The sequence below is a fragment of the Clostridium sp. CAG:43 genome (genome assembly GCF_000434655.1).
Classification (GTDB): Bacteria; Bacillota; Clostridia; order Lachnospirales; family Lachnospiraceae; genus Otoolea; species Otoolea fessa.
This window is the reverse complement of the sequence record NZ_FR895115.1, coordinates 48646-62114: the sequence shown is the minus strand read 5'-3', so window position 1 is coordinate 62114 and position 13469 is coordinate 48646. Positions and strand designations below refer to the sequence as shown.

The 13469-nt window shown below is 39.4% G+C and carries 9 protein-coding genes and 1 pseudogene; 1 reads left to right on the top strand and 9 read right to left on the bottom strand.

The genetic code is table 11. The features are described 5' to 3' along the window. Positions 1 to 270: 270 nt before the first annotated feature. Positions 271 to 1383 carry a UDP-galactopyranose mutase gene (glf, locus tag QVO97_RS11835; protein ID WP_022360528.1) on the bottom strand — a complete coding sequence of 371 codons (1113 nt, stop codon included), beginning with the start codon at positions 1381 to 1383 and terminating at the stop codon, positions 271 to 273. Between the two features lie 275 nt (positions 1384 to 1658). Continuing rightward, positions 1659 to 2963, bottom strand: coding sequence for a hypothetical protein (locus QVO97_RS11830; protein WP_022360527.1), 1305 nt, complete (start codon positions 2961 to 2963; stop codon positions 1659 to 1661). 333 nt (positions 2964 to 3296) lie between these two features. Between QVO97_RS11830 and QVO97_RS11825 the strand changes: the two genes are divergently transcribed. Further along, the gene (locus QVO97_RS11825) at positions 3297 to 5180 is read left to right on the top strand and encodes a dCMP deaminase (RefSeq protein WP_022360526.1); all 1884 of its coding nucleotides are present in this window, start codon (positions 3297 to 3299) and stop codon (positions 5178 to 5180) included. 52 nt (positions 5181 to 5232) lie between these two features. Here the strand turns inward: QVO97_RS11825 and QVO97_RS11820 are convergent, their stop codons facing one another. The 7 genes and pseudogenes from QVO97_RS11820 to QVO97_RS11790 form a co-directional block, all read right to left on the bottom strand. Next, on the bottom strand, positions 5233 to 6303 hold the full coding sequence (locus QVO97_RS11820) for a hypothetical protein (RefSeq protein WP_288189756.1): 1071 nt from the start codon (positions 6301 to 6303) through the stop codon (positions 5233 to 5235). 151 nt (positions 6304 to 6454) lie between these two features. Continuing rightward, positions 6455 to 7678 carry a glycosyltransferase family 4 protein gene (locus QVO97_RS11815; RefSeq protein WP_022360524.1) on the bottom strand — a complete coding sequence of 408 codons (1224 nt, stop codon included), beginning with the start codon at positions 7676 to 7678 and terminating at the stop codon, positions 6455 to 6457. Between the two features lie 21 nt (positions 7679 to 7699). After that, positions 7700 to 8611 (bottom strand): nucleotidyltransferase family protein, encoded by a 912-nt coding sequence (locus QVO97_RS11810; protein WP_022360523.1) that lies wholly within the window; start codon positions 8609 to 8611, stop codon positions 7700 to 7702. Between the two features lie 44 nt (positions 8612 to 8655). Then, positions 8656 to 9660, bottom strand: a pseudogene (locus QVO97_RS11805) (acyltransferase family protein). Positions 9661 to 10238: 578 nt separating this feature from the next. Continuing rightward, positions 10239 to 10793 (bottom strand): HAD family hydrolase, encoded by a 555-nt coding sequence (locus QVO97_RS11800; RefSeq protein ID WP_022360519.1) that lies wholly within the window; start codon positions 10791 to 10793, stop codon positions 10239 to 10241. Then, complete coding sequence (locus tag QVO97_RS11795) at positions 10793 to 12730, bottom strand: lysylphosphatidylglycerol synthase transmembrane domain-containing protein (protein ID WP_022360518.1); 1938 nt, start codon at positions 12728 to 12730, stop codon at positions 10793 to 10795. Before QVO97_RS11795 ends, QVO97_RS11800 begins: the two co-directional genes overlap by 1 nt. Beyond that, positions 12727 to 13467, bottom strand: coding sequence for a sugar phosphate nucleotidyltransferase (locus QVO97_RS11790; protein ID WP_022360517.1), 741 nt, complete (start codon positions 13465 to 13467; stop codon positions 12727 to 12729). Before QVO97_RS11790 ends, QVO97_RS11795 begins: the two co-directional genes overlap by 4 nt. Positions 13468 to 13469 lie beyond the last annotated feature (2 nt).

Here is a 13469-nt window from a genome sequence, read left to right as displayed (position 1 = left end):
GAAGAAAATAGCCGCCACTACTGCAATAGGGGCGGCTGGTCTCATAAGAGATTAACTGTTTCATTTCGGCAGGCCGTATGTCTCTGGCTTTCCTATTTCTACTATAGCATATCTTTCATCTGTATTCAAGATGTTTTATTATGCTTTATTTTTGAAATACTAAATTTTGCAATTTTCATTTTACCATTTTATCTGAATCAGCAGGTAGCTTCCCATCTAATCCATGATTTCGAAACCATCCGCCGATCCGGATAAAAATCAAAAATTCTCCTACAGCTCCTTCTTCACCAACTCCAACGCCGAAGCAATCACCGCATCCATATCATAATACTTGTACTCGCCCAGACGACCGCCAAAGATCACTTTATCTTCTTTCTCCGCCAGCTCTTTGTACTTCTCATACAGCGCGCCATTCTTCGCATCATTGACCGGATAGTACGGCTCATCGCCTAACTTCCACTCCGAACTGTACTCACGGCTGATAACCGTCTTTGGCAGATCATTGCCATCGGCATCCTTGCCGAACTCAAACCATTTATGCTCGATAATACGCGTCCACGGAGTCTCCGCATCCGTATAGTTCACTGCCGCATTGCCCTGGAAATTCGGGATATCCAGCACTTCAGTATCAAAGCGCACAGAACGATACTCCAGAACGCCCAACGAATACTCAAAATACGCATCGATCGCGCCGGTGTAAACTACTTTCTTTGCCATCGCATCCCAATCAGCCTTATTCTCAAAATAATCCTCTTCCAGGCGAACCTCGATGCCGTCCAGCATATTGGCAACCATCTTCGTATAGCCGCCCACCGGGATTCCCTGATACAGGGCGTTAAAATAGTTGTTGTCAAAGGTCAGACGAACCGGAAGACGCTTGATGATGAAGGATGGAAGATCCTTGCACTCTCTTCCCCACTGCTTCTGGGTATAGCCCTTAATCAGCTTCTCATAAATATCCGTGCCAACCAGGCTGATCGCCTGCTCTTCCAGGTTCTTCGGCTCGGTGATGCCTGCTGCCTTGCGCTGTTCCTCGATCTTCGCCGCTGCCTCCTGCGGAGTCACGACACCCCACATCTTGTTGAACGTATACATATTGAACGGCAGGGAATACAGCTCGCCGTGGTAATTCGCCACCGGGGAGTTTGTAAAACGATTAAACTCCGCGAACTGGTTCACATAACTCCAGACCTCTTTATTATTCGTATGGAAAATATGCGCGCCATACTTGTGAACCTGGATGCCCTCCATCGGCTCTGTATACACATTTCCTGCAATATTCGGGCGGCGGTCAATCACCAGAACCTTCTTGCCCGCTTTCTTCGCCTCATGGGCGAATACGGCACCGTAGAGACCGGCGCCTACTATTAAATAATCGTACATGTTGGTTTTCTCCTTGTCACGTGTTGTTATACTTGTGATTTATTTATAACATACAACGACAATTTAAACAAGAATATCCCGTCAGCTTTAAGCATTCCCCAAAACGAACTCTCAATTTGAACACAATACCTTATTAATACTCCATTGCACTCTATGAGGCGAACTTACTGTCCGTAAAACGAATTAATGTACTCTGCATAGGATACCTCCGATGGTTCTTTCTTCCCGATTTCCCTCACAAGTTCCAATTTTATAGTAGTCAGCAAAAATACCTTTTACAAATTCATATACTCTTTCAGCATCTCAACGCAGGCGGATGCCGATGGAACCATTTTTAAATACTCCTCTTTTCCATTTTTTCTGCATCGGATTCCATCCGAATATACATCCCAATCCGGAAGTTCACTTACAGAAATCCAGACTAATTTATCGCCGTCTGTTTCCATCTCTTTTTTATCCGCATCTGAGCCGTACTGCCCGGGTGCTTTTTTAATCTGATGATTTCTTTCATAAAATGCTGCTTCTATTTCACCTTGAGACATAGATGTTTTTGCATAGAACAAAAGCTGTGGTTTACCGCCTTCCAGTATGTCTCTATAAGCTGCAATTAATTGAACATACTTAAGACCAGACGTATTCTGAACAGCCTCCAGCGTATCTTTCTCTATACCAAGTTCATCCTTAATTTCTTCTATAATTCCATTTTCCAGCCCATCTATTGTAAATGTATATGTTTCATCCAAGGCATACTTTACTTTCAAACTAGCCCCAACACTGTCTGAATACGTGCGTTTCGCTATGGACACATTCTTCTTGCGATATACCAGCATAATCAAACCATCGGAACTTTCAACAAATCCATTAAAACCCAGATGATTCAACAGCGAAGAATTCTTCAAAGAGTGAACCATCGGTCCACACTCCAGAAGCTCCCTGACGGAAATCCCATCAATCAGGCTGTAATCCATAGCCCGGTTGGTCACCAAGGAATTGTAGTAGGTTGTTCTTCCGGTTACAAACTTAAAGGTATTATCATCCCCCACGCACCCCCATTCATCCACACGAATATTTGTATTATTATAAATCTTTGAGGTCACATGGGCAGAAAACAAATCTTCATAGTGCTTTTCTATGATTTCCGGCAAAGAATAATTCTTTTCAGGATGATCCTCAATTTCTATCTTTTTATCATACAGCTTTGCCTCCAGTATTACCGGAATAACCACCGTCCCATCACTATTCTTGCAGGTTACAAAATTTCTCTCCAAAGAATATCGTTTCACCAATCCATCATAATCAGTTGTCAATTTATTGGGATCTTCAACCTGATTCATGATGTGAGAACGCAGCCGGTTAACAACAAAGACTAAAATACTCTCAATAACAACCGCAGAAAAGGTAGAAAATTCAATCATACTATCCACCTGTTTATTACACAGCCACTCCCAACCCAAGATTATAGCTGCCATCACAGCTGCCATCGTGATATATAATCTTTCATCTTTTACAAAGAATAATAAAAATTTATTCTTTTTTGACTGACTTTTATCGCCTCTGAAATCATGCTTTTTCCTAAACACATTTAAATCCCCCTTAAAATATCTCCGCTAATTCCTATTATCAAATAATAAGAGAGTAGCTCCTGCTTCTCCAGTATATCATAAACGCATATCCTTTTACAGGCATCTTAGTGTTCTCCTGAAATATAAAAGTCTCTATGCTACAAATCTCATAAAAATATAAAATGAACAGAGATACCTCGCTACCCCAAGTTACTGCGATAAAATTGCTCACCTCGAAAACAGAGAATTATTATCAAAAATCATATAATTATGATATACTAAAATCATCCGAATGACGTTTTTGCTGTTTATTATATTGCAACAGGTATGATTGAAATCGGGGAGGAGCATATGGGTACAGATACATCTAATAATAAAGCTGATGCGATTAAAAGTCTGTATAGTCAGCGTGATAAATTTATATTAATTGGATTAACCGGAAGAACAGGATCGGGGTGTACAACCGTCGCAAAAATTTTATCCAAAGACAATTTCCAAGACTTAGATTTGAGATCCTATAAGACCTGCGACTATAATAATTCCGATGAAAGAAAATATAGCGTTATCTATCGCTATATGAAAGAAGGAAAAAAATGGAAGAAATTTGATGTAATTGAAGCCAGTTCCATTATTTTGTCTTTCATTCTTCAAGATACGTATGGAAGATTATTTTCTTATATTGATAGCATTGCTATGAAAGTAAATATAAAAGAGAAAGATCAACTCAAGAAAAAAATTGCATGCGTGCTCATGGATGAAAATGTGGATAAAAATTTCACCCTGGACAGTATAAAAAATACTATTATTGATAGCAATCTTCGTACATGGATTGATAACGTATTCAATAACGACAAACATATAGAGTCAGAAACTAAAGATTCTCTACTGAAAATGATTAACTATTTTACCAGTAGTTTGATAAACAAAAAAAATAATTTCTGTAAAGTCATTAAGGACATTACCGTCGAAGAAATTAATACATCCGGAGAACACGGTGATGATGACAAAAAATTCTACAATTTATATTCATACTTCATGCAACAAGTGGGAAATAATATTAGAAGTTCCGGAAAATATGATAACGATAGCGAAAATCCAGGCAATGAAATCACCATCGCAGAGCGAATAAACTATATCGTAAAAATAATAAATAGGTATGAAGAACTCGCTCATGAAGGCAGGGAGCAAACTCGAATATGTATAGATGCCTTACGGAATTCTTTTGAGATTCAATTCTTTCGGGATCGATATCGTGCTTTTTATGCATTCGCAATTAATACAGAAAATGAATACCGGCAAAATAGATTAGGTATGAATCGAAAAGAATTAGAAAGCCTGGATAGGATCGAATATCCTGGAAAAGATGGTATATTTTATCATCAAAATGTTTCAGCCTGCTTAGAAATATCAGATGTATATTTATATAATCCTAATATACAGAATCACAAATATTTCGAATTAACAGAACAAATTATAAAGTATATCGCACTGGCGCTTCAACCAGGATTAATTGCACCGACTCATTTAGAAAGATGTATGCAATTAGCATTCAATGCAAAATATAATTCAGGATGCTTGTCACGACAAGTAGGCGCAGTAGTAACTGGTGAAGATTTTTCTGTTCGATCGGTTGGTTGGAATGACGTTCCCAAGGGACAGGTTCCATGTAATCTACGATGTGTTGAAGATTATTATAAAAACAAAGACAGCGAAACTTTTAGTGAATTCGAACTAGAAGATGAACTTTTCAACGAAACAATGAAGGGTATTTATACTCATTTACAAGAGAAAAGCATAAAGGATAAAAAAGAAGGAAAATGCTTTTCGTATTGTTTTAAAGACATTTATAATGGATTAACTGGCAAATCAAACCAGGTCCACACTCGTGCACTACACGCCGAAGAAAATGCTTTTTTACAAATTTCAAAATACGGTGGTGCAAAGATTCAAGGCGGAAAATTGTTTACCACAGCAAGTCCTTGTGAGTTATGTTCCAAAAAAGCATATCAATTAGGCATAAAAGAGATATACTATATCGACCCATATCCCGGCATCTCGAAAAGCCATGTATTGACCTTTGGAAAAAATGATAATCCGAAAATGATTTTTTTCCAAGGAGCAATTGGTAATGCCTATATATCATTATATGCACCAAGAATGCCTTACAAAGATGAAATATCCTTAATAACAGGAATATCCGCGAAAGAAGAAGCTGGAAAAATCAGGAAAAAGTAAACGAAAAATAGAGGGATGACCCCACAGTCATCCTTCTACTAATTTTCACAGTTTATTCTGCAACAGGAATAGATGTTCGTTCTCCATTCCCATCCATACGCACCACACTCCCATACAACAGTATCATCCAAAACATCGGCTGCCGGTAATTCACAAGGAAAAAGCTCTCCGCCAGAAGCCCCACCACTGCACAAGCCATAGCCGCATCTGCGTACCGCAGTTTCCGCCCAAGCCAGACTAGCAGGCATAGAGTCGGAATCAGACCATAACAGAACATCACGCTGAACAAGCAGCAATGAATCTCATTCACCTGACTAGCCAGTGTAAACCGGTCAAATCCGCCTTCCCCGGCTCCATACAGGAGATACTGCGGATACAGCACAAGCTTCTCCATTCCACGATCCAGAAAAAGTCCCAGCAGACCGCCATGAGCCACCTTCCATATCTTCTCCTGAATCCGCGTCAACATGTTATAATCCACCGTCTTCACATCAAAATCCGCTGCAGGCCATATCCACCACAAAAACAGGCCAAACAGAACCACTCCGATGACGATTCCCAGAGTCCACACTTTCATAGACGCACCTTTTCTGCATCCCACCCGGTACAGGGCATGCAAAACAGCCAGAACCGTAAAAATCAAAACTCCCAGCAAAATTCCCGTAGACTTCGATGCTGCGATCACCGGCAAGGCCAGCACATAGAACACAGGAAAGCTCCGATCCCCAAACCGGCACCGGTACAGATACAAAAGCAATATCATCATAAACAAGAAAAATGCCAGTTGGTTCGGATCATTAAAGGTTCCCTGATAGCGAATCGCTCCCCAGTACTCACGAAATATGCGTCCATGACCCGACAGATATATCAGCAGTTGCACTCCGACATTCACTTTTACCACACAATTAATCCCAGTCAAAAAAGCTTTTCCGCCATATTCCGCCAGATAGCAGAAACTCCAGATAGCACAGGCATTGAAGATCCAAAAGCAAGTATACTTAAAAAATTCACCACGGCCAAGACGAATCCCATAATATGTATTAATCACCACAACAAATGCCAGAAACACATAAAACAGTCCTTCTATCTTCAGCTTAAAAAGACGTTCCGGTCTTCTTATCATACAGTCACATAACAGCATAAAAAAAGAGGCGAACAGACATACATCCGCCGCCTCCATCCTCCCTGAAGGGAATAAATAAAATTGTTTCAAAAATATAAAAAGCAAAAAAAATAAGACCGCCGCTGCCGTCCCATTTCCATCCGGTATACTTCTATTCCATTTCTGCAAAACGTCCATAGATCTCCCTCATCTTCTTTTCCACTGTATCCAGACTAAATTCCTGGCTTCGCTGGATGCAGGCTTCACCCATCTCTTTCCAGCAATTCTTCCTGGACAGCATATCCTCAAGAGCTTCCGCCCAGACATCCGCATCCTGAAGCTGGCTAAGCATGACCCCGCCCGGGCAAAGCTTTCTTTTCCGATCCGCCGACAGGGTCCAGCTATCTCCCATCAGATCCGTATTGCCCCGAATCTCCGAACAGATCACCGGAAGCCCACTGGCCATAGCCTCCAGCATCGCCCGCGGCAGCCCTTCCTGAAAGGATGGAAAAAGGAAGATATCCGAAGCCTGAAATATCTCCGCCATATCTTCCCTGTATCCCAAAAACGATATACGATCCGCAATCCCCAGCTCATCCGCCATTCCATGCAGATACTCATTCAATTCTCCATGCCCGCACAACAAAAGACGCAGGTTTTCCGCCTCATCCTTTATCTTTGCCAGCATCCGGAACAACACCTCCTGATTCTTTCTCGGAATCATTTCTCCGGAAGTCAGTAAAACGACCTGCCCCGAAAGTATCCCCAAACTCTCGCGTTTTTTCTGCCGCTCCTTATCCCCAAACGTCCGAAACTGAGAACCATCTATCCCCACTCCCGGCACATAATCCACATACTTCGCATGAAACTTCCGCTTCGCCAGCTCATAATCTTCCCGGTTAATACAGAGCTGCTGATCCGTATATCTGGAAAGAAGCTTCTCCATCTGATAATAAATCAGCCAGTTTTTCCAGGGTGCGCCCTTAAAAAAATGAAATCCATGGGCCGTGTAGATAACCGGCCCTGTCCCGGCTGCATGGGCCGCCAGACGTGCCATCACACCACCCATAGGCGTATGGCAGTGTACCAGAGAAAAATGTTCCCGCTTCATCAAATCACACATCTGACGGTACACCAGACGATTCTTCGCATTAAAGGGACTTCTGACAAAATCAATCTGATGCCTTATGATCCCGGTTCCATCCAAGCGATGATTATCCGTGCCATAGGAAGGCGTATGAAAATTCGAAGCATAGTGAACCTCATACCCCATCTCCTGCAAAATCCGCACATTGTTCATCTCAAACTGAGGAAGAAAGCCGCTCACGTGGGTAACCAGAAGAGCCTTGCGGACAGGTACCTTCCTCTCAACTTCCATCTTTCTATCCATGTTCATTCGCCTTGCTCCTCCTGTGTTTTACTGCCACAAATTCTTGGGATACACACCGCTATCAATCATCTGCCGGAACTTCTCCTGAGCCGGTTCTATGTCTTCTTTGTAGGTAATTCCAATCCAACGATCCGATGTATTCAGGACCTTTACGGAAGCCAGGTTTTTCTCAAGTAATTCTGCGACAATGTTCGGAAGCAGATACTCCTTCTTCTCCAGATTATCTCCTAAATTATCAAGGAATCGCGAAAATCCCTTATCAATATACTCTAAGAAATCTGATGTACCGGCCCACATATTCATAGATACCATGGTATCTGGTGTGATCCAACTCTCCACTTCTGCATTATCACACAGAATCTTCTCACCAGATGCCCGAATTCCGGTTGTCTCAATCACCTTCACCAGATAACCTGCTTCATCCGCTACACAGACGCCCCTGGTAACAGATCCATTCTCGCTCAGCGTGTTCTTCAGAGAAAATCCAGCCATCGCAAGGTTAATCTTATCGACATCATCTCCGGAAATCAGGAAATCATGCAGCTTCGCAAATGCCTCTTTTCCGTAATAATCATCCGCATTAATAATCACAAATGGTTCCTTCACCACATCTTTACAAGCTAAAATCGCCTGACCGGTTCCCCATGGTTTCACTCTTTCTGCCGGAACCTCGTATCCTTCCGGCAGATTTTCCAACTCCTGATACACATATTCCACCGGCATAAACCTGGATAAGCGATCTCCGATTATCTCTTTAAACTCCTGCTCAATCGCTTTCCGGATCACGAAAACAATCTTTGTAAATCCAGCTTCTTTCGCATCATAGATTGAAAAATCCATGATAATCTCTCCATTTGGAGCCATCTTTGCAAGCTGCTTAATGCCTGTTCCAAACCGTGAGCCAATACCGGCAGCCATAATAATAAGAGTTGTATCCATGTTTTCCTCCATAATCACATACATGACATTACTTAACAGTTACTTTATTTTATAACCCTATCCATCACTTTCATATGTACGTATGATAAGGTCAAAATAGCCCCTATTGTAGCTATAAATGAAAGTGTAAATGGTATATGCACAAATGAACACAGCGTTAATAAAAAACAGCCAAATGTCATATGTACCAAATATACAGATAAACTGATTCTGCATAAAAAAGAAACTGCTTTATTCTTCTTAAATTTGTCATTTAAGAGCGCAAATAATACCACCAGTGCTATCGAATAAATAAACGAAACAAAATAAAGCGATGAATCATGATACTGACGAGCAAATATCCAGAACCATATCGTCATACTGATATAGTTTACAAATTGCAAAACTAGCTCTTCCAAAATAGATACCTGCGTATTATCCCGAAAAATCTCTCCCAAAATCAATCCTGACACTGGCATATAAACAAATATCAGCCATGATGATATAGGTAGCTTAAGCACCTTTAATAGCAGCATTATAACCGCCAAAACTGCTTCTAAAATAAGGACATTCCAACGCACTTTAACTTTCTCTTGCATCCAAGTATAGCCTATCCGCAAAACATAAAACATAAACAGTGGGATTAAAAACCATGTTGTTCCGTTAATCACCTCGCCCGACCCTGTAAAATAACCAACTAGAGTCATGCTTTCAATCCACTGTCTCAATGAAAACTGACTCTAATAGGTTTCTTTTACACACCAGACAATTCTCTGTAAGAGATAAAATCCCAAGAATGACAGCAAACATCCGCTGTATATCTTCATCATTTTTTTCAGAGTCTTTCTTCCTTCATTTTGATGGTTTCCGTTATACGTAAATAAAAAACCACTAATCAAAAAGAACAAAGAAACTCCAAATGCGCCAAAATCCTGAATTATATTTAGCGGTACTGCAAAAAAGAAATCGACATATCTTTTTACAATCCACCCTGGATTGAAGAGCCCTCCCAAATGGTCATATAGAATCATGCATAATGCAATTGCTCTCAAATAATCAACAGCAACCATAGCCTTACTCCTACTCACCTAACCGCCCCCTTTCGAAGCAAAAAATGCCTCTATAAATACTAAATTGATTATTCCGGATCTCTCTGAGCCACGTTATTGGACTCTATTGCATATATTTCCTTTATTTATAGATTCCATTTCTTATTATAGCTTCTCAACAACCCCCTTCATAACGATAAAATTCAATATCATTGTTATCGGGGTCACTAGAATCTTAGCTAAAATCGATGAAAATCTCAAAATTATATCTAAGGTACATTTAGAAATAATAAGTAAGTTAATTCCATTCAACACTTTTGATATAAAATATATCAACACAATCTGATATAAAATATAAATCACATACTTCCACGTTAAAGGAATCCTGCTATTACTTTGAAAGATTTTTCTCGTAGCAAACGCAAATACAAACGTCACACCTACCCACGAACTTATTGAGTTGTTCAAAACCAGATTATTAGATACAAATCCTAAAATTGTATATGTAAAAAAATCCAAGAGCCAACCAATACCGCTCAAACCAACAAACTTTACCAATTGGTTTAACAACTTACTCATTCTATTTTGCCTCTCATTTCTCACATCTGTCCTACAATAAAAACACTTGCACCAGTAGCCTTAGCCGCCTGTACTCCCACATCAGAGTCCTCAAAAATCAAGGTATGATGAGCATCTATTTCAAAATGCTTCATCGCTATTAAGAAGCCTTCCGGATCCGGTTTTACCTTGCTTATGTCCTCCTGCGTGACAATAAACTCAAAAAGAGCCTGATAATTAAAATAACTCAATATGTCCATCGTATTTTGTCTGGAGGCTGTTGTTACAATTGCCAGGTAATATGTATTCCTCATCTGATTGATCATTTTAAACAGGTGATAATTAGGTCTGGCCTTATCCAGATTTCTAACGTACGCCATCTTTTTAGCTTCATGCACACTCTCAATATGATCAGAATCTCCCATAAGTTCCGGCAAAAATTCCGTGTAATGCCTTCCATTGCAATGCTTTACAAAATACTCTTTATCAAGTTTGATTTCATACGGTTCAAGTGCATCCTTATACGCATAGTAATTCACATCTCCTGTATCGAAAAGAGTCCCATCCAGGTCAAATAAGGCTAAATAATCTTTCACTATGAATCCTCCCGATCTCCATACATCTCAATCACATCATTCATAACCATCAGCATTCCCGCATAGAACAATACTGCTCTTTTTCCTGCCTTATCGATTTTATAAGGCATCAATCTCAGCCAGTGAATTATCTCGTGGAAATATATACTTCTGGTTCTTTCATCACCCAATTGATTTTTCATATATTTTCTTAAACGCTCATGCAACTCAATATAGGCAGATGATTTTGTAAACAGGAAATTAATCTTGTTCTCAGATACCTTTACACTCTTCGTTGACATCAAAAACTCATATCCGCCATGAATTGATTGCAGCAGCTTTCCATAATCCAAATTAGGGGAGTCATGTACATTTCCCGTATTCGGATCGATAATATAAAAATCATCCTGACCTTTTTCATTCCTAGTACATATTATATTTTCGATTGTGAGATCTCCGTGTATAACCGCATAAGAATCATTTTTAAAAATATTCTCCAGATACTTTTCCTCTAGATACTTCTCATAAAACTTCAGGTTCTTATACTCGATACCATTAATAATTAAGATGTCATATTGCTGCAATCCCTTTAATCTCTTTGCATTTTTAATTTTCTCAAGATTCTTCCGGACTTTCGTCTGAATATACTTATGGATTGTCTCAGTATCTGCTTTTTTTACATGCATCTGATAAATAGAGTTTTCCAAAGTTTCAAGAACCTTTTGTATAATCTCCCAACTCTGTTCAATCGGCATAGAATGTGCGTATTCAAATAATCCAACCGCATTGCTTCTATACAACATATCATAATAACAATAGGACGCTTCCTTATCTGAATTCAAGATATCGGGCAATGGTAAGTATTCCTGATTATCACAAATCCACCGAATCTGCTGGTATAATTTCTCTCCATCATCGCCAAATGCATACTTTCTAAAAAAAGTTCTTTTTCCGTCCGTACACAGCATCGTTGTCGCATTCGAACCGGCAGAATAATCTCGAATTATAGATATATTCTGATTGATTTTTAAATAATTTTTTGTATAGTCTCTATTCTGATCCGAAAAATATCCTTCCAAAAAGTTGAGTCGTTCCTTCGAATCCATATGAGGCAGAAGATTTAAATAGTTCTCACTTTCCTCATCTTCCTTCGTATCCTTCATCATAAACGGCATAAGACTCAGCACGATTAACGGGAGAAGCATATAACAAACCATATAAATCGAGTACGGCACTAGCTTATCGTTCACAAGTGCAAAAGCAACACTCGTACTTTCTTTGATACCATTCTGTGCAAACAATAATGTAAATACGTCAACCCAGGTTGTTCCTATTCCGTTGGTACTTAAAAAACATGCAAACAGAAAATATGAGAGCAAATAGCACAGCCACATGGCAACCGTTGTTCCAAGCAATTTTGCCTTCCTTATTTTCTGGAAAATATCTTTAAAATTCCAGATCAATGCCCAGGAAAACTGTAAAAGTCCTGCTTCAATTTTTTCGTTAAAAATCCCTGCAACCATACGGATCACACGTTTTACTATCCCTTTGCACACATAAATCGCAACCATCAAAGCAAGTACCGATATCGCTAAGAAAAGATAAAACAGAGCTGTTCTCTGCATATCCGGCCCCCATTTACTTTTTCCGGTAATAGAAAGCAAAACAAAAATAACTCCTACGCAAACTATATCTAAATAGCGATCTACTATCACAGTTGACAAACCTAATGATCTGCCATTTTTCATCTTTCGACCGGCAAACAAAGCCCTCACAATATCACCAAGCTTGAACGGAACTATATAATTCAGAAAATATCCGATAGACAAGGCCTGAATCAACCTTCTTCGATTTGGTTTTTCATATACATTGATAAACAATTCCCATCTTAAAACACGAATAACGTGCGCTATACAGATAAATAAGACTGCACCTAAAAAGCAGAAAACCGATATCAAATTAATTCACCCAGCCTTTCATCCTGTTTGGCTTGTTCATATTCTTCCGGGGTACCAAAGGAAATATGTTCTTTGATTTTAAACGTATCTATCTGTTCGTTTTTTTTCGTCATTTCATTGTATACGCCGCTCACAAAAAACTCTTTATAATCACATTTATCTAAATAACTACTTACCGCATCTGTAAACAGCTTCTTGTTCCTAAAATAATACGCTCCGCAAATAGCTTCATTGCTTGCTACAACCTTCTCGATTGTTCCTATTACTTTTCCATTTTTATTAAATTTAATATAACTAAAGTTGGGGCTATCGGACTCAAATGTCAGAAGAGCACCATCTATCTTATCAAAATCAGCCTTTTCGCAAAAATCATAAAAGGCCGGGCAAATAAATGCATGATCACAATCATTAAAAAGAATCGGCAAGTCATCATCAATAAGTTTTACACCCTCGCAGCAGGTCAATACTGCACCATTTAAAACATGAGGAATTACCCGAATCTTTGCCTCCGGATAATACTCATAGATCGCCTTATCGATTTTGAATTTATCAATATGCTCCTGCAGTACCACAAATATAAGATCCTGCACATCCACAAATTTTATAATTGATTGCGTCGCCCAATAAAAAAAAGGCCGCTCACGCAGCCTGATTAAAGGTTTGGGTAACTCATAACCTTTATTTCCAAATCTTGTGCCTCCACCGCCCATAGGCATAATTAAATGTATTTTTTTCATTT

What these genes read in the sequence shown, in the direction of transcription:
- QVO97_RS11810 (WP_022360523.1), bottom strand. Translation starts at nt 8,611, where the DNA reads ATGGATACAACTCTTATTATTATGGCTGCCGGTATTGGCTCACGGTTT.
- glf (WP_022360528.1), bottom strand. Translation starts at nt 1,383, where the DNA reads ATGTACGATTATTTAATAGTAGGCGCCGGTCTCTACGGTGCCGTATTC.
- QVO97_RS11815 (WP_022360524.1), bottom strand. Translation starts at nt 7,678, where the DNA reads ATGAACATGGATAGAAAGATGGAAGTTGAGAGGAAGGTACCTGTCCGC.
- QVO97_RS11825 (WP_022360526.1), top strand. Translation starts at nt 3,297, where the DNA reads ATGGGTACAGATACATCTAATAATAAAGCTGATGCGATTAAAAGTCTG.
- QVO97_RS11790 (WP_022360517.1), bottom strand. Translation starts at nt 13,467, where the DNA reads ATGAAAAAAATACATTTAATTATGCCTATGGGCGGTGGAGGCACAAGA.
- QVO97_RS11820 (WP_288189756.1), bottom strand. Translation starts at nt 6,303, where the DNA reads ATGATAAGAAGACCGGAACGTCTTTTTAAGCTGAAGATAGAAGGACTG.